General features: G+C 59.2%; 20 protein-coding genes and 1 pseudogene. 12 read left to right on the forward strand and 9 right to left on the reverse strand.

Features of this window, described 5'->3' with window-relative positions; translation table 11 throughout:
• The first annotated feature begins 30 nt into the window (after positions 1-30).
• From F6R97_RS01750 to F6R97_RS01770, 5 genes are all read left to right on the forward strand, one after another.
• The gene (locus F6R97_RS01750; protein ID WP_038983161.1) at positions 31-384 is read left to right on the forward strand and encodes a DUF6124 family protein; all 354 of its coding nucleotides are present in this window, start codon (positions 31-33) and stop codon (positions 382-384) included.
• Positions 385-691: 307 nt separating this feature from the next.
• Positions 692-1,297 carry an SCO family protein gene (locus F6R97_RS01755; RefSeq protein WP_038983160.1) on the forward strand — a complete coding sequence of 202 codons (606 nt, stop codon included), beginning with the start codon at positions 692-694 and terminating at the stop codon, positions 1,295-1,297.
• Positions 1,297-1,770 (forward strand): copper chaperone PCu(A)C, encoded by a 474-nt coding sequence (locus F6R97_RS01760; RefSeq protein WP_315865915.1) that lies wholly within the window; start codon positions 1,297-1,299, stop codon positions 1,768-1,770. Before F6R97_RS01755 ends, F6R97_RS01760 begins: the two co-directional genes overlap by 1 nt.
• Before the next feature lie 138 nt (positions 1,771-1,908).
• Positions 1,909-2,880: a TerC family protein gene (locus F6R97_RS01765; RefSeq protein WP_048393226.1), complete on the forward strand. Its 972-nt coding sequence runs from the start codon at positions 1,909-1,911 to the stop codon at positions 2,878-2,880.
• A 247-nt stretch (positions 2,881-3,127) separates the two neighbouring features.
• Positions 3,128-4,054, forward strand: a complete 927-nt coding sequence (locus F6R97_RS01770) for a bifunctional methylenetetrahydrofolate dehydrogenase/methenyltetrahydrofolate cyclohydrolase FolD (protein WP_315865916.1) — start codon at positions 3,128-3,130, stop codon at positions 4,052-4,054.
• Positions 4,055-4,243: 189 nt separating this feature from the next.
• Here the strand turns inward: F6R97_RS01770 and F6R97_RS01775 are convergent, their stop codons facing one another.
• On the reverse strand, positions 4,244-4,762 hold the full coding sequence (locus F6R97_RS01775; RefSeq protein ID WP_048393224.1) for an SgcJ/EcaC family oxidoreductase: 519 nt from the start codon (positions 4,760-4,762) through the stop codon (positions 4,244-4,246).
• A 170-nt stretch (positions 4,763-4,932) separates the two neighbouring features.
• Between F6R97_RS01775 and F6R97_RS01780 the strand changes: the two genes are divergently transcribed.
• Genes F6R97_RS01780 through F6R97_RS01795 form a run of 4 tightly spaced genes read left to right on the forward strand, consistent with a single transcriptional unit; the run spans position 4,933 to position 9,552 of the window.
• Entirely contained in the window at positions 4,933-6,117 is a 1,185-nt protein-coding gene (locus F6R97_RS01780) for a sensor histidine kinase (RefSeq protein WP_315865917.1), read from the forward strand.
• Positions 6,114-6,767 carry a response regulator gene (locus tag F6R97_RS01785; protein ID WP_217855995.1) on the forward strand — a complete coding sequence of 218 codons (654 nt, stop codon included), beginning with the start codon at positions 6,114-6,116 and terminating at the stop codon, positions 6,765-6,767. Before F6R97_RS01780 ends, F6R97_RS01785 begins: the two co-directional genes overlap by 4 nt.
• Positions 6,764-9,091: an ATP-binding protein gene (locus F6R97_RS01790; RefSeq protein ID WP_050682031.1), complete on the forward strand. Its 2,328-nt coding sequence runs from the start codon at positions 6,764-6,766 to the stop codon at positions 9,089-9,091. The genes F6R97_RS01785 and F6R97_RS01790 overlap by 4 nt, the downstream gene beginning before the upstream one ends.
• On the forward strand, positions 9,088-9,552 hold the full coding sequence (locus tag F6R97_RS01795; RefSeq protein WP_030128799.1) for a response regulator: 465 nt from the start codon (positions 9,088-9,090) through the stop codon (positions 9,550-9,552). Before F6R97_RS01790 ends, F6R97_RS01795 begins: the two co-directional genes overlap by 4 nt.
• On the opposite strand, the gene F6R97_RS01800 is transcribed toward F6R97_RS01795, so the two are convergent.
• Complete coding sequence (locus tag F6R97_RS01800) at positions 9,529-10,446, reverse strand: alpha/beta fold hydrolase (protein WP_038983153.1); 918 nt, start codon at positions 10,444-10,446, stop codon at positions 9,529-9,531. The two genes, F6R97_RS01795 and F6R97_RS01800, sit on opposite strands and share 24 nt — an antisense overlap.
• Positions 10,447-10,749: 303 nt before the next feature.
• On the opposite strand from F6R97_RS01800, the gene F6R97_RS01805 reads away from it, so the two are divergent.
• The gene (locus tag F6R97_RS01805) at positions 10,750-11,427 is read left to right on the forward strand and encodes a glutathione S-transferase family protein (protein ID WP_038983152.1); all 678 of its coding nucleotides are present in this window, start codon (positions 10,750-10,752) and stop codon (positions 11,425-11,427) included.
• Positions 11,428-11,513: 86 nt separating this feature from the next.
• Here F6R97_RS01805 and F6R97_RS01810 read toward each other — a convergent pair whose 3' ends face one another.
• Positions 11,514-12,788: a glucarate dehydratase family protein gene (locus F6R97_RS01810; protein ID WP_315865918.1), complete on the reverse strand. Its 1,275-nt coding sequence runs from the start codon at positions 12,786-12,788 to the stop codon at positions 11,514-11,516.
• The gene (locus F6R97_RS01815; protein WP_315865919.1) at positions 12,785-14,182 is read right to left on the reverse strand and encodes an MFS transporter; all 1,398 of its coding nucleotides are present in this window, start codon (positions 14,180-14,182) and stop codon (positions 12,785-12,787) included. The genes F6R97_RS01810 and F6R97_RS01815 overlap by 4 nt, the downstream gene beginning before the upstream one ends.
• 105 nt (positions 14,183-14,287) lie before the next feature.
• Here F6R97_RS01815 and F6R97_RS01820 point away from each other — a divergent pair, with 105 nt between their 5' ends.
• Positions 14,288-15,190 (forward strand): LysR substrate-binding domain-containing protein, encoded by a 903-nt coding sequence (locus F6R97_RS01820; protein WP_048393220.1) that lies wholly within the window; start codon positions 14,288-14,290, stop codon positions 15,188-15,190.
• Between the two features lie 150 nt (positions 15,191-15,340).
• Here the strand turns inward: F6R97_RS01820 and F6R97_RS01825 are convergent.
• A pseudogene (locus F6R97_RS01825) lies at positions 15,341-15,670 on the reverse strand (hypothetical protein).
• Positions 15,671-15,912: 242 nt separating this feature from the next.
• On the opposite strand from F6R97_RS01825, the gene F6R97_RS01830 reads away from it, so the two are divergent.
• Positions 15,913-17,337 (forward strand): homospermidine synthase, encoded by a 1,425-nt coding sequence (locus tag F6R97_RS01830; protein ID WP_315865920.1) that lies wholly within the window; start codon positions 15,913-15,915, stop codon positions 17,335-17,337.
• A gap of 36 nt (positions 17,338-17,373) precedes the next feature.
• Here the strand turns inward: F6R97_RS01830 and F6R97_RS01835 are convergent, their stop codons facing one another.
• From F6R97_RS01835 to F6R97_RS01850, 4 genes are all read right to left on the reverse strand, one after another.
• Entirely contained in the window at positions 17,374-18,078 is a 705-nt protein-coding gene (locus tag F6R97_RS01835; protein WP_315865921.1) for a phosphoribosyltransferase, read from the reverse strand.
• Between the two features lie 81 nt (positions 18,079-18,159).
• Positions 18,160-19,047, reverse strand: a complete 888-nt coding sequence (locus F6R97_RS01840) for a universal stress protein (protein ID WP_050682036.1) — start codon at positions 19,045-19,047, stop codon at positions 18,160-18,162.
• 175 nt (positions 19,048-19,222) lie between these two features.
• Complete coding sequence (locus F6R97_RS01845; RefSeq protein WP_315865922.1) at positions 19,223-20,041, reverse strand: alpha/beta hydrolase; 819 nt, start codon at positions 20,039-20,041, stop codon at positions 19,223-19,225.
• 127 nt (positions 20,042-20,168) lie between these two features.
• Positions 20,169-21,062: a LysR family transcriptional regulator gene (locus F6R97_RS01850; protein ID WP_048393215.1), complete on the reverse strand. Its 894-nt coding sequence runs from the start codon at positions 21,060-21,062 to the stop codon at positions 20,169-20,171.
• Positions 21,063-21,138: the final 76 nt, after the last annotated feature.

The raw sequence follows: 21,138 nt of genomic DNA on the forward strand, positions 1-21,138 counted from the left end.
GGGGTGGCACACCATTAGGAAACTCAGCATATGATAAAGCCTTCACCGAATCCGCCGAACACCGATCCGATATCCCCGTACGAACCCGATTCAAAAGAACTCAACGAGGCCGCCAAACGCGCCCTCGACTTCCACTTCCCGTCGAATGCCGATATCAAAGCCACCGCGCGTACACCCAGTACTATGTTTTCCGTGAACCCGGAGGCCACGGCCGAAACCCTGGCGGTTTTTTTGGTCGAGACGCTGGCCTCGGTCGATGTGATGGTCCATCAGTTGGTCGATCATCTGGAAGGTGAATCGCGTCACGCGCTGCTGGGCATTTCCAACAGCATCATGATCGCGGAGATCACGGCGAACCGGGTACTGGATAAAATAGAAGTGTGAGCTCCATTCCCCTGTGGGAGCGGGCTTGCTCGCGAAAGCGGTGTATCAGGCGACATCAATGTTGACTGTACCGCCGTCTTCGCGAGCAAGCCCGCTCCCACAGGTTTCTCGGTGCTTGCTGCCTGCCATATGTCATACACGCGTCATTTGTATTTCCATGTATCCCGAGACCGCGACCTTTTGGCGCATGCCGGTTGGCCATCGATTGAGCGCCACAGGGCAACAGTTTGTTAACATCCCTGCGCTTTTTTTCATCGATTGATCAGCCACTGTAGATTCCCGGTCGCTACACAGGATGCTTTTTTCCATGAGTACGTTGTATACCCGTCGCACGGTCCTGCAAGGCATGAGCCTGTTGAGCCTTGGCCTGCTCGCTGGCTGCGATGACAGCAGCAAGCTGTCGTTCAAGTACGGCAAGGACCTCAGCGACAAGATCATGGGGCGTACCTTCAAGCTCAAGGACGCCCAGGGCGAGTACCGGATGCTGGGCAGCTACCGTGGCCTGATGCCGATGATCTTCTTCGGCTTCACCCAGTGCCCGGCGGTCTGCCCGACGACGCTGGCCCGTGCGGCACAGGCGAAAAAACTGATGGGCCGCGATGGCGAACGCCTGCAAGTGATCTTCATCACTCTGGACCCCGAACGCGATACGCCGCAAATGCTCGACGCCTACGTCAAAGCCTTCGATCCAAGTTTCGAGGCGCTGCACGGTACGCTGGAAGAAACCGCCGCCACCGCCAAGGAGTTCGGTGTGTTCTTTGAAAAGATCCCGAGCGGTTCGACCTATACCCTCTCCCACACCGCGACCAGCTTCGTTTTCGACTCCCGAGGCACTTTGCGCCTGGGGCTGTCCGCGTCCCTTACCGCTAAAGAGTGTGCAGAAGACCTGCTCACCGTCATGGAGGTCTGCTGATGACTTCGTTCTGCACAAAACGTATCAAACAACTGACCTTGGGCCTTTCCCTGATCGGCATGGCCTGGCAGGTGTCCGCCCAAACGCTGGTAAACGACGCCTGGGTTCGCGCGACAGTGGCCGGCCAGCATTCGACCGGCGCCTTCATGACCCTGCAGGCCGACAGCGACAGCAAACTGCTCAGCGTGCAGTCGCCGGTCGCGAACACCGTGCAAATTCACCAATCCAGCATGAAAGACGATGTGATGAGCATGAGCCAGGTCGAGTCCGTCGCGCTGCAGGCCGGCAAACCGGTGAGCTTTGATCCCCATGGCTACCACATCATGCTGATGGACCTGACGACTCAGGTTAAGGAAGGCGACAAAGTGCCCCTGACCCTGACCGTGGAAAACGCCAAGGGCGAAAAAGAGACAATCAAGGTTGACGCCGACGCTCGGGCGCTCGGCATGCAGGATCACAGCATGATGCATTGAGAGCGTTGCTGAGGTTTTGTCAGCAACACTTCGTAAATAACGAATTGTCAGTGAAGAATATTCGATTTTTCTTCACTGCAATCTCCCCGCTAGCATGACTCTGTCGGCTCCAGAACACGTCCAGACAGGGAGAACGACATGCAACCCCTGAACATCGGCGAACTCTGGATGTGGGTCGCCTTTATCCTCTTCGTCATCGCCATGCTGGCCGTGGATCTGTTTGTCTTCGGCGGGCGCAAGGCGCATCGGGTATCGGTGCGCGAGGCATCGTGCTGGGTGATTGCCTGGTGCGCGCTGGCGCTGGTCTTTGCAGGATTGCTCTGGTGGTACTTGAATGGCGAGTTCGGGCCCGAGATCGCCCAGCGCAAAACTCTGGAATTCCTCACGGGCTATTTGATCGAGCAGTCGCTGTCGATCGACAACATGTTCGTGTTCGTGATGATTTTCGGCTACTTCGCTGTACCACCGGAGTTGCAGCGCCGGATGTTGCTGTACGGTGTGCTCGGGGCAATCGTGTTGCGTGGGGCGATGATTTTCGCCGGCGTGTGGTTGGTGTCGCAGTTCGCGTGGCTGCTGTATGTGTTCGGTGTGTTCCTGATTATCACCGGGGTCAAGATGCTGCTATTCGCCCATCAGCGACCTGACCTCGATAACAACCCCTTTCTGCGTTGGATACACGGCCATCTGCGCGTCACCAGCAGGTTTCATGGCGAGCGTTTTTTTGTGCTGAAAAACGGTCGGCACTGGGCGACGCCGATGTTTCTGGTGCTGGTGCTGATCGAGGCCAGCGACCTGATGTTTGCGGTCGACAGCATCCCGGCGATCTTCGCCGTCACCACCGATCCGTTCATTGTGTTCACGTCGAACATCTTCGCGATCATGGGCCTGCGGGCGCTGTACTTCCTGCTGGCCAACATGGCTGACCGCTTCCACCTGCTCAAATACGGTGTGGCGATCGTGCTGGTGTTCATCGGCACCAAGATGACGCTGATGCCGTGGCTTCACATGCCGGTTGAATGGTCGCTGGCCGTTGTCGGCGGAATCATTCTGACTTCGGTGCTGTTGAGCCTGATCATGACCCGCAAGGAGGATCGAATGCGATCCCTGTAGGAGCTGCCGCAGGCTGCGATCTTTTATCGATAACGATGATCAAGATCAAAAGATCGCAGCCTTCGGCAGCTCCTACAGATTGCCCACGATCCCCTGCCTGTCTTATCTTCCGGTGTTGCGGTGGTATTGGCCTGCCCTCAACTGGTAGCCTGAGCGCCCTTGCCTGCATGTCTCTGATGGATCATCGGTGCGCAAAGACGCCTTGATGATCACTTCACCCCTTTTAAATCAGACAACGGTGACTCTTTTGACCAGCAGCACCCCTGCACTTGCCCGCGATATCGACGGCAAAGCCATTTCTGCCCAGGTTCTCGACGAGGTCCGGGAAGAGGTTCTGGCCCTGGCCGGCCAGCAAATCTATCCCGCCCTGGCGGTCCTGTTGGTCGGCGACGACCCGGCCAGCCACGTTTATGTACGCAATAAACTGCTGCGCGCCAAGGAAGTCGGTATCCGCTCCCTTGAATACCGTCTGCCGGAAACCGCCAGCCAGGCCCAGGTCCTGGAACTGATTGCGCAACTCAATGCCGACGCCTCGGTGAACGGCATCCTGGTGCAGCTGCCCTTGCCGGTGCCTATCGATGAGCAGGCGGTGATTCATGCCATCGATCCAATCAAGGACGTGGACGGTTTTCATCGGGAAAACGTCGGCGGGCTGGTGCAAGGCATGGAGGTGTTGACCCCCTGCACGCCCAGCGGCTGCATGCGCCTGCTGCACGAAACCTGCGGTGCTGACTTGAGCGGCTTGCACGCGGTGGTCATCGGCCGTTCGAACATTGTTGGCAAGCCGATGGCGACCTTGTTGTTGCAGGCCAACTGCTCGGTCAGCGTGGTGCACTCGCGCAGCGTCGATGCCCCGGCGTTGTGCCGGTTGGCGGATATCGTGGTCGCGGCGGTGGGTCGGCCAGAGTTGATCGACGCCAGTTGGCTCAAGCCCGGCGCGGTGGTGATCGATGTCGGCATCAACCGCATCGCCGACGAGTCTGGCAACCGTCTGGTGGGCGATGTCAATTACGCCAGCGCCCGCACCGTCGCCCGTGCGATCACCCCGGTGCCCGGTGGCGTCGGGCCGATGACCATTGCCTATCTGCTGAAAAACACCCTGATCGCCAGCCAGTTGCAACGCACCGCGCAGGCCCGCGGGCAGCAGCCTGTGGACGACCTGGCTTTGAACTGACACAACGCACAGTCAGCTAAGGCGCGATTCCTGTGGGAGCGGGCTTGCCCGCGATGAGGGCGAGTCAGTCGATATCAATGTTGACTGATACACCGCAATCGCGGGCAAGCCCGCTCCCACAGGGATTGTGCTTGACTGACATTGGGCTGTGTCTTGCACATTTTTTGCGATTGGCCATCGAAGACGTAGTTACTTCCCGGCGTGCAACACCTGCGCTTGCGGCATCGCCGAAGAGTGGTGGTTGAGAATCTTCCACTGACCGCCCACTTGTTCATAGACGAAGGTGTAACGCGCCTGTACCTGACGGGTCTTGCCATCGGCCTCGGTCAGGAAAAAGGTGTAGACGCCGCTGTCCATGGCCACGTTGGCGCCCAATGGACGGATCTCACGGTAGTTGATCTGGCCCACCGGCTTGAGCGCCATGAAGTGATCGAAGTAGTCCTTGATCTGCGCGGGCGTGGTGCGCACCTTATTGGAAACCGTCGGCTGTAGCACTGCGTTCGGCGCGTAGAGGTCGACCACGCTCTGAACATTGCCGCTCTTCAACGCGCTATTCCATTGATCAAACAGTGCGGCGATTTCGCGATCCTTCACGTTACCGGGCTGTTCGGCCACGCTGCTGTAGACGTACGGCACTGCCTCCAACGCCTGGGCCAACGGGGCGGTCAGGGCGAACAACAGGGCGATGGTTGAGGTCTTGAATTTCATTGCGCTATTCCAATGGTGGTCGATGGCCCCACTGTGCCGCTCGAAACGTCGCCCGCCATCGGCCAACCGGAGTCATTTGCCTATGCCATTCGGCAGATAGCGCCCTGCCCCGTTAACAAGGTTTAATGACGCCCCTGCCCGAACGGGCGTGTCTGCGCCGGAACCCGCCCATGCAAATTCATGATCATGACCCCGGTAGCGCCCTGGCCATTCGCACCCAATATCGGCAATCGCAAAGTCGCGCGGCGCGTCTGCGGCTGCTGGTGGATACCGGCCAGGAACTGACGCAACTGGCCCCTGAAGCCATGCGTCAACGGGTGCTGCAACGGGCCTGTGCCTTCCTCGCGATGGACCACGCGCTATTGCTGGAATGGGACGTGGATGCGCAGGTCAGGACCACCGCCAGTCATGGTAGCCGTGATCGTTTAAACAGCCTCGAACACCTCGCCGATACCGCGATGCGCACTCCGCGATGGCAGGAGCAGCCGAGCGCGATCCTGCCCAATGTGCTGCGAGTGCCCTTGCGCGGTGGCGATGGCGCGGCCTTCGGTGCGTTGGTGCTGGCCAACAGTATCAGCATCAGTGCACCGGACACCGAGGACATCGAATCCCTGCAATTGCTCGCCACCCTGCTGGCCGCGCACCTGGAAAACCAGCGGTTGCTGGATGCACTGGTCGCCCGCGAGCGCACCATGTCCGATCTGGTGCATCGGCTGTTCAGAGCGCAGGAAGACGAACGCAAACGCATGGCTTACGACCTGCACGACGGTCTGGCGCAAACCCTCGCCGGGCTGCATCAGCGCCTGCAAGGTTTTGCCGGCCGCTGCCCACCTCTGCCGGACGAACTCGGTGCGGACTTACAGACGATTCTTGCGCTGGCCCAGCATTGCGTGGGTGAAGGCCGGCAATTGATCAGCGGCCTGCGCCCGACCGTGCTCGACGACTTTGGCTTGCTGAAGGCGGTCGACAAAGAGGCAGATCGCCTGCGCGACGCCGGGATCAAAGTGAACTGGAGCACGCGTTGCGAAGCACGTTTGCCCAGCCAGGTGGAGATAGCCCTGTTCCGGATTGCCCAGGAAGGCATCAACAATATTCTCAAACATGCACAGGCCAGCCACGTCGTACTGTCGCTGGAACTGCACGAAGGACAAGCCTCGCTGCGGGTGGACGACAACGGCCAAGGTTTTGCCATGGAGCAACGACTCGACACCTGCGGCGCCCGACATCTGGGGCTCGCGGCGATGCAGGAACGCGCGAGCCTGCTGGGCGGTGATTTCACCTGCGTCAGCCAAGCGCACGGCGGAACACAACTGCGCGCCACCGTCCCTTCCGACCTCAATGGAACAGCTCAATGACTGAAGTTTTACGTCTGGTTCTGGCGGACGATCATGAGGTCACCCGAACCGGCTTCGTTGCGCTGCTGGCGGGCCATCCGCAATTCGAAGTGGTCGGCCAGGCCCGCGATGGTCAGGAAGCGGTGGACGTTTGTGAACGCCTGCTGCCCGACATCGTCATCCTCGACATTCGCATGCCCGTGCTCAACGGGTTGGGCGCGGCGCGGATTCTTCAGCAGCGCCTGCCGGCCCTGAAAGTGGTGATCTTCACCATGGACGACAGCCCGGACCACCTGGAAGCGGCGATGAATGCCGGTGCCGTGGGCTACCTGCTCAAAGACGCCAGCCGCGATGAAGTGATCAACGCCCTGCAACGCGTCGCGGCGGGTGAGGAAGCCCTCAATAGCGCGGTCAGCGCACGTCTGCTACGGCGCATGACCGAACGCAACGCCAGTGGCGCCGCGCCTGCCGAAACCTTGACTGCCCGCGAACGCCAGGTCCTCGGATTGGTGGCCAGCGGTTTCAGCAATCGCGAAATCGGCGAAGAATTGGGCATCACCACGGGAACGGCCAAAGCCCACGTAGAACGGGTCATCGGCAAACTCGGCGCCGCCGACCGAACCCAGGCCGCTGTTCGTGGCATCGCCCTCGGTCTGGTGACCCAATCATGAAAGTATCAAGCGCGCGCCGCTGGGCCGATCTGCCATTACGCGGCAAAGCCCTCGTGGTGATTTCCCTGCCGCTGGTGATCCTGATGCTCTCGCTGGTGTTGATCTACATCACCGAACGCCAGACCGCACGCGCGGAAGAGGACGTGCGCCGAGTGCTGCTGGTGCAAGGCGACATTCAGGCCGTGCACACCCTGCTCGCCGAGGCCGCCGCCAGCGTACGTGGTTATCTGCTGACTCGCCGCGAGGATTTCCTGCCAGGTTATCGGCAAGCCAAGCCCTTGATCGAATCTGCCCTGCAGCGGCTCGACAGCAACGTTCGCGATGAGCGGGTGCGCAAACATCTGGAAGTGATCACCCCGTTGATCGACACCAAGGTCGAAGGCCTGGTTGAGCTGCTCGATGATCGCAACGCCACACCCGAGTCGATCACCACCATCCTGATCAACAACAAGCACATCCTCGACGAATTGCGCGAACGCATCAGCGCCATGCGTACCCTTGAAGACACGCTGCTGGCCGAGCGCACCGCAGCGGCCGCCTCCACTCGACAGCGGTTGTTGTTCTCCACCTTGCTGGCCGCTGCGTGCGGGTTGTTTGGCGCCATTGTGGCGGTGCTGTTCCTGTCCAAGGGCATCGTCGCCCGGGTCAAACAGGTCCAGGGCAACGCACAACGGCTGGCACTCGGTCAGCCGTTACTGCCGCAACCGCCGGAGAACGATGAGATTGGTCAATTGGGCACACGTCTGGTCGAAGCCGGGCTGTTGCTGGCTGAACGTGAACGGGCGTTGCGCGATAACGAAGAGCGCTTGCGGCTGATCATCGACGGGGTGAAGGACTACGGTATTTTCGCCCTCGACACACGAGGCTTCGTCACCAGTTGGAATGCGGGCGCCGAACGGATCAAGGGCTACACGGAACAGGAAATCGTCGGCCAGCATTTCTCGGTGTTTTATCTGTCGCAAGAGTGCCCGCAGCATCCCGACATGGCGCTGCGCGAGGCCACTCGCGACGGTCATTACATGGAAGAGGCGTGGCGTTGCCGCAAGGATGGCAGCCGCTTCTGGGCCAGCGTAGTGATTACCGCGCAATACGACAGCAGTGGCGCCCTGCGCGGATTCTCCAAGATCACCCGCGACATCTCCGATCGCCGCGTGGCAGAGATAGCACTGAGCACCGCACGCGAAGAAGCCGAACGCGCCAGCCGCGCCAAAAGCGAATTCCTGTCGCGCATGAGCCACGAACTGCGTACCCCGCTCAACTCCATTCTCGGCTTCGCGCAACTGCTGGATATGGACTCGTCCAAAGGGCAGCGGGCACAGATCGGTCACATTCTGCGGGCCGGACAACACCTGCTGACCCTGATCAACGAGGTGCTGGACATCGCCAAGATCGAGGCCGGGCGCCTGCCACTCAACGTTGAAGCCGTGCCCTTGGCGGTGGTGCTGCAAGAAGCCCTGACGTTGGTTTCGCCCATGGCCTGCGACGCCGGCATCCAACTGGTCGAGCTGCCGATGCTGGCCGCCGACAGCGGAATCGTCGCCGATCGGCAACGCCTGGTTCAGGTGCTGCTCAACTTGTTGTCCAACGCGATCAAATACAACCGGCCCCAGGGCCAGGTGCACATTGAAGTCAGGGTCATTCAGCAGCGAATTGCCGTGTCGGTCTGCGATACCGGTAAGGGCATTGCGGCCGATCGACTGGAGCAACTGTTCAAGCCGTTCGAGCGCCTGGAGACCGATCCAAATGTGGAAGGCACTGGCCTGGGCCTGGCCTTGAGCAAGAGTTTGCTGGAAATGATGAACGGCAGCCTGACCGTCAAAAGCCAGCCCGGCGAAGGTTCCAGTTTCACCCTGGAACTGCCCTTTGTGCGCCTGCAACCCGTCACCGAACCACCGGTTTCACGAATCAGTCACCCAACCGTCACGGCCGCCCTCACCGCTCCCGATTACCAGGGTAAAGTGCTGTGCATCGAAGATAACCTCTCAAGCCTGGCCCTGATCGAAACCCTGCTGCACCGACGACCGCATATCCAATTGCTCTCAAGCATGCAGGGGCAAATGGGCCTGGATCTGGCCCGTCAACATGCGCCGCAGCTGATTTTGCTCGACGTGGCGCTGCCGGATCTGGATGGTTTCAATGTTCTGCAACGCTTGCGCCAGTCTTCCATCACCCGTGCCATTCCAGTGCTGATGATTACCGCCGATGCCAGCGACCTCACTCATCTGGCGTTGCTGGAGGCGGGAGCGACGGCGGTGCTGACCAAGCCGATTCACATCCCTTCATTCCTCGCCCATCTCGACCAGCATCTACCGGAGCCTGTGTGAACACTGACCTGCGCATTCTGATCATCGACGACCAGCGGCCCAACCTCGACTTGATGGAGCAGCTGCTTGTCCGCGAAGGATTGACCAATGTACTGAGCAGCACTCAGCCGCTGCGAACCCTGGACCTGTTCAACAGCTTCGAGCCTGATCTGGTGATTCTTGACCTGCACATGCCGGAGTTCGACGGCTTTGCGGTACTGGAACAGCTCAATCGGCGCATCCCGGCCGGCGAATACCTGCCGATCCTCGTGCTCACCGCCGACGCCACCCGCGATACCCGACTGCGCGCGCTGGCCCTGGGCGCCAAAGACTTCATCAGCAAGCCACTGGATGCCCTGGAAACCATGCTGCGCGTCTGGAACCTGCTTGAAACCCGCGCGCTGTATAAAGCCCTGCGCACCCTGGTCCCAGCAGATCAGATCGAGTTGCTGCGTCAGTTAAAGCCGCACCCAGTTAGCTGACTGAAGGGGCGGAATCACTGACGATTTGCCACTGAATGTCAGGTCACGGGGCTGGCTCGGTATCTTGGCGACCGGTTGCAGAAAGCCCAGCAAGGCTTGTTGGGTGTCACTCCATGCCGTTGGGTGTTCCATATCGAGGAAGTGCCCGGCGTTCTTGATGGTCTGAAACTGAGCCTGACGGCTATGAGCGGCAAAAAGACGAGCGTCTTCCACCGAGGTGTACTCATCCCATTCGCCGTTGATAAACAGCAGCGGAACTTCGATGGCATCGGCACAGGAAACGTAGCAGTGAGTGTCCTGGGTCAGCACCTCATTGACGTGAAAATGCATCTGTTGGTATTCGTGTTCGTCCAGGCTGCTGACATGGCGCTCATTGAAACGCTTGAACAGCGACGGCAGGTGCTTGCCGATGGTGCTGTTGATCAAGCGCCCGACATTGCGCCGATCACACGCCTGGAGAAAATCCCGACCGCTCTCCAGGTAATCGCGCATCGGAGTGTTGATTCGCGCGGCGAATGAACTGATCACTGCCTTTTCGATTCGTCGCGGATGCTGCGCCAGCGCCAGCAAGGTCGCCGCCCCGCCCCAGGAAAAGGACATCACATGCTGCGCACGAAAGTGCTCGATCAACTCCAACAGGATTGCGGCCTCGTCTTCCTTGCGGATCGGTTGGTCATGCAGGTTGTGTTGTTTCGATTGACCGGCGTAGGGCTGATCGTAGAGGACTACGTTGAAGCGTGGCCGCAGGTAGCGCACCGTTTGGGCAAAAGATGCGGTCGTTGCCAGCGAGCCATTGACCAGAATAATGGTCTTGTCGGCGGTGGCGTTGAGATAATGCTCGGTATAAACCTTGTACTTCTTGCCAATCTCGACGATCGCGGTTTTCAGCATCATGTCATTCTCTTCCTTGAACAAATTGGATCATCACACAGCGTGAATGGCTATCCGGCTTCCTCCGGGCAAGCCTGACAGCAAGAACCAGCGACAACGGTACAAGGGCGCTGAGATGAACGCCATGACTAACAAGTCACAAACCGACCAGTGGCTCAGTTAAGCAGGGATTTTCCCATGTGCAAGTACGCACGCTTGAAAGTGGCGGCCCTGACGCATTGCCAACATCCGCCTATGATTGTTCATTGCCCCACCTTCATCAGTTCCAGGGCTCTCGCCCCCTCACGTCAAATGAGGAGTTGAAAGATGTCGCTGACGCTTTACTACCATCCGCTGGCGTCGTTCTGTCACAAAGTACTCATCGCGCTCTACGAAAACGGCACCGAGTTCGAGAGAAGGATCATCGATCTCGGGGACGCTGCCGACAGCGCAGAACTTCTGGCATTGTGGCCAATCGGAAAGTTCCCGGTTATTCGCGACCCTGTTCACCAGCGGAATCTGCCGGAGTCCAGCATCATCATCGAGTACCTGGATCGACAGTATCCAGGTAAGCACCGCCTGGTCCCAGACGATTGGGATAGCGCACTGGAGGTCCGGTTATGGGATCGTTTCTTCGACCATTATGTACAAGTGCCGATGCAACAGATTGTCAGTGATCGGCTACACGCGACCAACGGTGATTTGAGCAGAGAACGGGCCACGCTGGAGACGGCGTATGGCATGCTCGATCGCCGGATGGCGTCCAGAATCTGGGTGGCCAGCCCGGCGTTCAGCATGGCCGATTGCGCCGCGGCCCCGGCACTTTTCTATGCCAGAACGCTCGTGCCATTCCCCGACGATTACCGGCATTTGAGCGCCTATTTCGAGCGGTTGGTACAGAGACCGTCATTTCAACGGGTGATTGACGAAGCCAGGCCGTGGTTTTCGTACTATCCGTTTGCGGAGGCCATCGAGCAACGGTTTCTGGCGCCGGATAACACATGAGCGGCTCTAACTGCCTTCGCGCCTGATGCCAGTCGGGCGGGCTGAAGCGCGAAGGGACAGTTGCCGGTTTGTCAGGTAATGCGCGATCAAAACCGCGGTTTGATCGTCTTCCACTCCGGCTTGTAACGCTGCATCTGCTTCACGTCATCGCGCTGACGAATGCCGCAGGTCAGGTATTGATCATGCAGCTTGCCCAATTGATCGTGATCCAGCTCAAGGCCCAACCCTGGCGCACGGGTGATTTTCACGCAGCCATCGACGATGGGTAGCTTGCCACCCTTGATCACCTCTTCGTCCGGTTCCTGCCAGGGGTAATGGGTGTCGCAGGCGTAATCGAGGTTGGGCACCGAGGCGGCGACATGTGCCATGGCCATCAGGCTGATGCCCAGGTGCGAATTGGAATGCATGGACACGCCAAGGCCGAAGGTGTCGCACATTTTCGCCAGCGCCTGAGTGTCGCGCAGGCCACCCCAGTAATGATGGTCAGCGAGCACGATCTGCACGCTGTTCGACGCCACGCTACGGCGGAACTCATCAAAATCCGTGACCACCATATTGGTCGCCAACGGCAGGCCGGTGCGTTTGTGCAGTTCGGCCATGCCGTCGAGGCCTGGCGTCGGGTCTTCATAATATTGCAGGTCATCGCCCAACAGTTCCGCCATGCGAATCGAGGTTTCCAGCGACCAGTTGCCGTTCGGATCGATGCGCAGCGGGTAACCGGGAAAAGCTTTTTTCAGCGCTTTGATGCACGACACTTCGTGCTCCGGCGGCAGTGCGCCGGCCTTGAGTTTGATGCTCTTGAAGCCATAGGCCTCGATCATGCGCCGGGCCTGGGCGACGATCTGTTCTTCGTTCAGGGCTTCGCCCCAGCTGTCCGGTTTGTACGGTGAATCGATGTGTTGCGCGTACTTGAAGAACAGATAGGCGCTGAACGGCACTTCATCACGAATCGCCCCACCCAGCAGGTCCACCAGCGGCACGTTCAGGGAATGCGCCTGTAGATCGAGAAACGCCACTTCGAATGCCGAATACGCGTTGCTCACCGCTTTGCTGGCATGTGAGCCGGGCGCCAGTTCCGCCCCGGCGATGCTCTGGGTTTTGTTTGCCGCCACGGTGGCCTGCACGATGGCGCGCAACTGGTTGAGGTTGAACGGGTCGAGACCGATCAGCTGACTTTGCAATTGCTGTTGAATCGCTAGCGCCGGGGCGTCGCCGTAGCTTTCGCCCAAGCCAATGTAGCCATTGTCGCTCTCGATCTCGATGATCGAACGCAGCGCGAAGGGTTCGTGAATGCCACTGGCATTGAGCAGCGGCGGATCACGGAAGGCGATGGGGGTGACGGTGACGCGTTTGATTTTCAAGAGGCAGCTCCCTTTGGCTCGGTATTCAAGGCTTGATGACTGACAGGATTTTTTGGCGCTGCGGCGTCGACCGGTTTAGCGGTGAGCGAGCGGCGCGTGTCGCCACGCGGTGCCGTGCGGGCAAAAAAGATCACCACGGCCGCCACCAGCGAAGTGGCCGCCAAGCCGTACAAGCCGCCTTCGATGGAGCCGGTGGTCTGTTCCAGGAACCCGAATGCGGTCGGCGCCACAAAGCCGCCGAGATTGCCGATGGAGTTGATCAGGGCGATCACCGCCGCGGCGATACGCGCATCCAGATAGCCCTGGGGAATCGGCCAGAACAATGCTGAAGCCGCCTTGAAACCAATGGCCGCAAAACAGATGGCGACGAAGGCGAAGATCGGCCCGCCGGTGGTGGACATGAACATGCCGAACGCGGCAATCACCAACGTCACCGCCACCCAGGCTTGCTGGTATTTCCATTTGCTGGCCATAGCGGCGAAGCCATACATCGCCAGGATGGAAATGATCCACGGGATCGAGTTGAACAGGCCGACCTGGAAGTCGCCGAGGTTACCCATCTTCTTGATCATGCTGGGCAGCCAGAACGTGGCGCCATAAATCGTCAGGGCGATGGAGAAGTAGATAAAGCAGAACAGGGCAATCTGCCGGTCAGCCAGCAATTTGAACATCGACGGTTTGACCGTCTGCACGGCTTCGCGAGCCTGCTGTTCCAGGGCAATGGCGCTTACCAGCGCGTCCTTCTCTTCAACGCTCAGCCATTTCGCCTCGCGTGGATGGGATTGCAGCCAGAACCAGACAAACCCACAGAGCACGATGGAAGCAAAGCCTTCAATCAGGAACATCCACTGCCAGCCATGCAGGCTGAGACCGTTGACGTGCAGCAGCGCGCCGGACACTGGACCGGAAATCACCGACGCAATGGCCGAACCGCTGAGGAAGATCGCCATGGTCTTGCCCCGCTCGGTCGACGGCAGCCATTGGGTGAAGTAATAAATGATGCCGGGGAAAAACCCTGCTTCGGCGGCGCCGAGAATGAAGCGCAGGACAAAGAAGCTGGTTTCGCCGCGCACGAAGGCCATGGCCATCGCCGCCGCACCCCAAGTGAACATGATGCGCGTCAGCCAGGCGCGGGCACCGTAGCGTTGCAGCAACATATTGGACGGCACTTCGAAGATGGCGTAACCGATGAAAAACAGCCCGGCGCCCAATCCATAGGCCGCTGCGCCAATGCCCAGGTCGGTTTCCAGATGGCTGCGCACGAAGCCGATGTTGACCCGGTCGATGTAGTTGACGATGAACATCACCACGAACAGCGGCAGTACATGACGCTTGACCTTGGCCGCTGCTCGGGCAAGGACGGTCGGGTCCGGCGGACTCTGATGGTTATTCAAGGGCGACTCCCGTTCATTGTTTTTTTAAGGGAGAAACGATCATGGACGCGCCTATTGATCCCGTCTAATCTAACTTGGCACTCGATTGATACCCGGATTAGATCAATGTTCGAACTGACGCAACTGCGCTGCTTCACTACCGTGGCCACCGAACTCAACTTTCGCCGGGCCGCCGAACGGTTGAACATGACCCAGCCTCCCCTCAGTCGCCAGATTCAATTGTTGGAGCACCACCTGGGCGTCGAGTTATTCAACCGCACCACGCGTAGCGTCGCTTTGACCGCCGCCGGCCGTGCCTTTTTCATCGAGGCGCAGAATCTGCTGGAGCGCGCCCAGCAAGCCGCCGTGACCGCCCGACGCTTCGCCGAAGGGGACATCGGTACGGTCAACATCAGTTTCGTCGGCAGCGCGGTGTACGAATTTCTGCCCAAGGTCATCGCTGAAGCGCGGCTCAAACAACCTCAGGTCAAAATCGATCTGTCGGAGATGAATACCTACCAGCAACACGAGGCCCTTCGCACCCGCCGGATCGATCTGGGCATCGTTCGCGCGCCGTTGCTGGAGCCGGGCTATGCCACCGAATGCCTGGTGCGTGAACCCTTCGTATTGGCCGTACCCCATACCCATCGGCTGGCCAGCGCCGAAACGGTGTCCGTCAAAGACCTGGACGCACAACCCTTCCTTATGTACTCCCATGCGGCTTACCCGCCGTTCAACGAACTGCTGACCGGCATGCTCCGCTCGGCCCGCGTCGCCCCGGAATATGTGCAGTGGCTCGGCTCGTCGCTGACCATCCTGGCCTTGGTCAACGCCGGAATGGGCCTGGCCCTGGTGCCGCGTTGCGCCACCAGCGTCGTGTTCAAGAACGTGGTGTTTCGCGACATCGATCTGGGGGAAGGCGTGCAGAGCGAGCTGCATTTGATCTGGCGCGAAAACAACGACAACCCGGCGTTTGCGATGTTGCTGGAAGGGATTCGAAAGGCTGTCAGAGAGGGATGGGGATTGTGAGTTGTCGGCGCATGTTACGAGGGAACCCCCGTAGGAGCTGCCGCAGGCTGCGATCTTTTGATCTTTCCAACGGGCGACTCGTTGCCTGAACAGACGCCAAAGTCAAAAGATCGCAGCCTTCGGCAGCTCCTACGATTAGCCGCCCCCAGCCTACCGTTGCGCCAATTCATGCTTGATGCATTGCTCGTAATACGTTTGCTTGATGTCGGCAGGCTTGAGACGGGAGGGACTGTTGTAGGTTTGTTCCGTGATCCCCATGGCGGTCATGCGCATCCACGGCCGGGGAAATTTGCGCGCTTGCAGTTTCCTGCGTGCCCCGTAAAGCGTGAGCCCGGAAAGCTTTGACGCCTGTGCGCCGGCAGCTATGTCCGAGCCTCAGCTGCAGACGAAACGACTGTTCTTGCTCAGGTCCTTTGCCTGAGCCTCAAGCGAGAGAGTCACCAGGGCAAACGTTGCAGCCATCCATACCAAAGTCCGCATATCGCCGATGCCTAACCTTCTGAAAAGAAAGCAAGTTTGACAACGAACCGGACATCGGGGGGCCAGCAGTTCGCCTCATTTCCATGAGTTTTTTTCGGTCTCGATGGGGGCAGTTGATCCACCTTGAGGGAGTCCGAAACTTTTTTGAGTTTTAAGTCAGCGTTGCAGTCTCTAGTTAAGAGCGTCGTGATTATCGACAGGTCATTCGCGGCGAACGCGCTGTCAGGCGGTGGAGGCAATCGATGTCAGATCTTGAGCATGTCATTCAGCCCTTCAATGCCAGGTTGGTGATGATCGGCTCTGGCTGTATCGGCAAAGGCGTACTCCCGCTGCTACTGCGCCATCTTGAGCTTGAACCGCAGCGACTGTTGATCCTTAGCCCTGGTGAAGATGGACGTTTGCTCGCGCAGGAATTCGGCGTCTCCCACCAAGCCGAGCAACTGGACCAGAGCAATTACGAGGCGGTGCTGGACCCTCTTTTGAGCGCTGGCGATTTCCTGCTCAACCTTTCGGTAGGGGTATCGAGCCTGTCCCTGATTCAGTTCGCCCAGCGTAAAGGCGTGCTGTATCTGGACACCTGTATCGAGCCGTGGGAAGGCGGTTATATCGACCCCGACAAATCCCTGTCCGAAAGATCCAACTATGCATTGAGAGAAGCGGCACTTCAGCTTCGGGGTGAAAGTGCGCAAGGTCTGTCCACCGCCATGTTGACCCACGGTGCCAACCCAGGGCTGGTGTCTCACCTGGTCAAACAGGCACTGGTCAACCTCGCTGAAGATTTGGGTGACACAACGCCCCTGCCCGCTAATCGCGAAGAATGGGCGCAACTGGCCAGCCGACTGAATATCCGCTGCATCCACATCGCCGAACGCGATTCGCAGTATTCATCGCAACACAAAATCGCCGATGAGTTCGTCAACACCTGGTCAGTGGACGGCTTCATCAGTGAAGGCAGCCAACCGGCGGAATTGGGTTGGGGCAGCCATGAAAAAGCGCTTCCCGAGGATGGCTACTACCACGCCTTCGGGTGCCAGGCCGGGATCTATCTGCAACGCCCCGGCGCCTCCACGCGGGTTCGCACCTGGACACCCTCGACGGGACCAACCCATGGGCTGCTCGTGACCCACAACGAAGCCCTGTCGATTGCCAACTACCTCACCCTTGGCCAGGGAAGGCAGCCGACTTACCGTCCGACCGTCCACTACGCCTATCGGCCCTGTGACGATGCCTTGCTATCGATGTATGAACTTGCCGAGCGCAACTGGAACCCCCAGAGCGGCGAGCGCCTGCTCGACGACGAAATCCTCGACGGCAGTGACGAACTCGGCGTGCTGCTGATGGGGCATGCCAGAAACAGTTATTGGTATGGCTCGCGCCTATCGATCCAGCAAGCCCGGGCTCTATGCCCCTATAACAGCGCCACTAGCCTGCAAGTGACGGCGGGAGTGCTGGCCGGCGTGATCTGGGCGATTCGCAATCCTCAACGCGGCATTGTCGAGCCGGATGAATTGCCCTTCAGGGAGATTCTGCAGATCTGCATGCCGTATCTGGGCAATGTAGAAGGCATTTATTCCGACTGGACGCCGCTTACCGGACGTCACTCACTGATGCCCGAGCAGACCGATGAATCCGATCCGTGGCAATTCGTGAACGTCAGGATTACTTGAAGGCCTGACGTGGTTTGCTCCACGCCAGGCAACGGCTCAAATACCGGAACCGTTCTGAAATGAGTCGCCCGAGCCGGACTCTCTCTGCCACGCCCGATGCAGAAGATCGATGACTTCCTCATCCGATGTCTGCGAAAAATCCGTGTACCAATGGCCGATCGATATCAACCAATCAGGGATCAGCGGGCAAATCAGCTCGTCCACTTCGTCACGCAACGCCTCTGCCGTCTCAAGGGGTGCCACCGGCACGGCAACGACGATGCGAGACGGCGCTTGCAGACGCACGGACTGTATCGCGGCCATCATCGTCGCCCCTGTCGCCAGGCCGTCATCGATCAGAATCACCACCTGATCCTTGAGCTCCACCGGTGCACGGGATGCCCGGTATACCCGCTCGCGACGCAACAACTCCTGCGTTTCCTTTGCAACCACGCCATCGAGCGTGCGTTGATCAATACCGTTAGCCCGCAGCGCATCGTCATTGACGATTTGTATGCCGCCACTGGCAATCGCGCCCATGGCGAATTCCTGGTGGGTTGGTACTCCCAACTTGCGCACCAGCATCAGGTCCAGGCGAACCTCCAGGGCCGTGGCCACTTCATAGGCGACCGGAACGCCGCCACGGGGCAAGGCAAGGACGATGACGTCGGCTCTTTTAGCGTACTTAAGCAACGGCTCCACCAAGCCTCGGCCGGCATCCACCCGGTCATGCAAGATGGTTTGCAATGAAGGACTAGTCATTTGAAAACCTCCCCGGGGCGGAAGCCCCAAAAACGGGCGTTCTTTTGACGGCGGCCATCATTCCAATACGGGCGTGCGCCCCTAGACCGCCAGAATGCTGCAAGGTACCTGGTACAGAATATGTTCGGTCGTGCTGCCAAGTAGCCGCTCCAGACCACGGTATTGAGCCCTGCCCATCACGATCACATCCACTTGATGCTCGTGGGTGAATTCGCTCAGTACCGAGACAGGGTGCCCCATGATCAAATGCCGACAGTCAGAGGGCACACCGAACCGAGCGGCCAATTTGAGAAAAGACTTTTCCAGGTCGCTGCGCAACTCCCGGGTAAGCTCCGCGAGCGTCAGACCGCCGCCCATGTCCGCCAGAAAAGCTGCCGAAATGTCACACGCGTACAACAGATGCAACTCGGCATTGCACTGCAACGCCAAGCCGGAAGCCTGCAAGATGATCCGGTCATTGAGTTCATTGTTCGAAGGCTCGGTGTCTGACACGTCAACCGCGGCCACTACCTTCTGCGGCAAGGCATGGCATTCACCCCCAACCAGATAAACCGGGACCGGACAATGGCGCAATAAACGCCAATCCAGCGGCGTGAAGAACGCGCGCTTGAGCACAGGCTCATGCTGCACTTGCTTGATCAACAGATCGGGCTGCATCTGCGTGACGTGGTCAAGGATGTCCTGGCGCATGTTGTCAGCCCATGCGACTTCGGTTGTCACCTCGATCCCCCGGCCTCGCATCTTTTCCGCCTGCTCATCGAGCCAGTCGCAGTGCTCCTGCAGGTAGGTCGCCCGGGCCATTTTGCGGTCGCCTTCTTCGAGCAGCGACAGAATGTCCAACGAGGGAATCAGGCCGGCAATGTGCAAGCTCGCCCCGCTAGCCTTGGCCAGGGCGGCGCCATGGTTTATCGCAGGCGAATGGCGCAGCAGCGGGTTGATGATCAGTAATAACCGTTGATACTGGCTCATGATCTGACTCCCAGACAGGTTGATCCTCGACGCCGGCTCAAGAATTCGGCATCAGGCCCAGACTCCGCCATTAAAGCCTCTTAAGCGTTGATTTATATCAACTCCTTGAATGAGGCATTGCAGGGGCCACTTGAAAAGAATAGTTCACAACGGTGCTGTACAACTCGTGCCGGACTCATCCGCGATGGCCGTTCGCCTGAAAATCGGCGATCTGTTGCCACGTCGCGATCGGATTGGAATACATGGGGAAATGCCCGCATTGCGCAATCGGCGCCAAGCGCACGCCTTGGGCCTGGATATGCGACAGATAGGACAATGAAGCGTTCTGCTCGCCGTACATGAACATGCGCGGGCATGGCAGGCCGAGGAACTTGCCCATCAAGTCGGCGTTGTCGGAGAGATCGACCATCGACTCGAAGATCCCGCGCACCGCGCCGGCACGGACCTTGTGCCGCAAGCTTGCGGAATAAAGCGCACTGGCATAAGCCGGGGCGTGCCGGGCGCGTTCGATGAAGGCGGCGAAAAACACCTCGGGATCGTCCGCCGGGTAATCAACGATCTGCCGGCTGAGGAAGCAGTCCTCCGGGGCGATGTTGCCCTCGATGTCGACGAAGCTGAGCACCCGGTCCGGGCATTGATGAGCCAGCATCAGTGCGGTCAGTCCGCCCATGGAATGGCCGACCAGATGAAAGCGTTCGATACCGAAATGCTCCAGCACCTGCAACGCGGTCTTCAGCAGAAAAGGGATGGAAATCCGCGAAACGTCACTGCACTGGCTTTCCCCGCAACCCGGTGCGTCATAAGCGACGAAAGGATGACCGGCGAATGCGGCCTGCTGCACGATGTCGGCATAGTCTTCCTTGGTCGAGCCAAACCCATGCAGGAACACAATCGGCGCCAAGGCACCGTCGCGGTGAAGGGTGGCGATGTTCAGCTCGACGCCCTCCACCGTCAGAGGGATATGCACTTTAGTGAAGGTATCGGGTGTGGACACGTGATGGATTCCTTGAGCGAAAAAGTGACCGCCGGGCCGGAGTTGCCGCCAGCAAGGCCGACAATTTCAGGGGGATCGGGCCTTCTGTAAATTCCTCATTCGGGAATACCGTCATAGGTCAAACCTATCAAACTCTCTTCCGGAGCCGGGCAACCACCTCCTCCACCAGCGGATTGGGTCGATCGGCGTTCCAGGCCACCGCAGTGGTCACCACATTGAGCGGCTGGCTCAGCGGTCGCAGCACCACATTATCGGGGGCCAGTTTTTTCAGCGACGCCGGCACCAGGGCGATGCCTTGCCCACAACTGACGAAAGCGATTTGCGAGGCGACGGAGCGCACTTCATGCAGCACGCGCGGGGAAAAACCGCTGGCGCGACAGGTCGCGATCAGATTGTCGAAGTACACCGGGCTGACCTTTCGGGAAAACATCACCAGAGGCTCAGTGGCCAGGCTCGACAGGCTGATGCGCTTGCGCGAAGCCAATGGATGATCGCTGGGCAAAGCCACGACCAGGCGATCCTCGGTCAGCGGCAGCGACTTGATCGAGGCCCCCAAGTCACCGTCCAGACGGGCGAAGGCCAGGTCGATGTCCCCGGCTTCCAGCGCAGGCACGGCTTCGACGCTGTCGATTTCCCGCACGGACACGGTGAGGTGCGGGTAATCGATCTTCAGTTGCTCGATCAACCCCGGCAACACATCGAACATCGCCGTGGAAATTGCGCCGACGGTCAACATCCCTGACTGCCCCGCCACCGCCTCTTCCACGGCCAGTTCGAGGCGCTCCAGTTGCTCGGCGAATTTGCGCACCGCCGGCAGGATCGCCGCCCCCACCGGAGTCAGCTTCGCACCCCGCCGCGAGCGGTCGAACAGCTTGACCTTGAGCGCCTGCTCCAGCACCTGAATCTGCTCGCTCAGCGGCGGCTGGGACATGCCCAGGCGTTTGGCGGCGCGGCCGAAATTCTGTTCTTCGGCGACGGCCAGGAACAACCAGAGGTGACGAATCAGGCGGAAATTGATCATGGCTAATCCATAGGTTTAACGTATGCAATGCTTCTGTGATTAGTAATATACCTATCAAATTATCTCGCTGACACTG

Source organism: Pseudomonas sp. JV414 (assembly GCF_032424305.1).
Taxonomy (GTDB): Bacteria; Pseudomonadota; Gammaproteobacteria; order Pseudomonadales; family Pseudomonadaceae; genus Aquipseudomonas; species Aquipseudomonas lini.

Excerpts from the sequence above, each read along its gene's own strand:
- F6R97_RS01805 (WP_038983152.1), top strand. The coding sequence starts at position 10,750 with ATGTCGCTGACGCTTTACTACCATCCGCTGGCGTCGTTCTGTCACAAA.
- F6R97_RS01760 (WP_315865915.1), top strand. The coding sequence starts at position 1,297 with ATGACTTCGTTCTGCACAAAACGTATCAAACAACTGACCTTGGGCCTT.
- F6R97_RS01830 (WP_315865920.1), top strand. The coding sequence starts at position 15,913 with ATGTCAGATCTTGAGCATGTCATTCAGCCCTTCAATGCCAGGTTGGTG.
- F6R97_RS01850 (WP_048393215.1), bottom strand. The coding sequence starts at position 21,062 with ATGATCAATTTCCGCCTGATTCGTCACCTCTGGTTGTTCCTGGCCGTC.
- F6R97_RS01755 (WP_038983160.1), top strand. The coding sequence starts at position 692 with ATGAGTACGTTGTATACCCGTCGCACGGTCCTGCAAGGCATGAGCCTG.
- F6R97_RS01780 (WP_315865917.1), top strand. The coding sequence starts at position 4,933 with ATGCAAATTCATGATCATGACCCCGGTAGCGCCCTGGCCATTCGCACC.
- F6R97_RS01750 (WP_038983161.1), top strand. The coding sequence starts at position 31 with ATGATAAAGCCTTCACCGAATCCGCCGAACACCGATCCGATATCCCCG.
- F6R97_RS01840 (WP_050682036.1), bottom strand. The coding sequence starts at position 19,047 with ATGAGCCAGTATCAACGGTTATTACTGATCATCAACCCGCTGCTGCGC.
- F6R97_RS01790 (WP_050682031.1), top strand. The coding sequence starts at position 6,764 with ATGAAAGTATCAAGCGCGCGCCGCTGGGCCGATCTGCCATTACGCGGC.
- F6R97_RS01800 (WP_038983153.1), bottom strand. The coding sequence starts at position 10,446 with ATGATGCTGAAAACCGCGATCGTCGAGATTGGCAAGAAGTACAAGGTT.
- F6R97_RS01820 (WP_048393220.1), top strand. The coding sequence starts at position 14,288 with ATGTTCGAACTGACGCAACTGCGCTGCTTCACTACCGTGGCCACCGAA.
- F6R97_RS01835 (WP_315865921.1), bottom strand. The coding sequence starts at position 18,078 with ATGACTAGTCCTTCATTGCAAACCATCTTGCATGACCGGGTGGATGCC.
- F6R97_RS01775 (WP_048393224.1), bottom strand. The coding sequence starts at position 4,762 with ATGAAATTCAAGACCTCAACCATCGCCCTGTTGTTCGCCCTGACCGCC.
- F6R97_RS01785 (WP_217855995.1), top strand. The coding sequence starts at position 6,114 with ATGACTGAAGTTTTACGTCTGGTTCTGGCGGACGATCATGAGGTCACC.
- F6R97_RS01765 (WP_048393226.1), top strand. The coding sequence starts at position 1,909 with ATGCAACCCCTGAACATCGGCGAACTCTGGATGTGGGTCGCCTTTATC.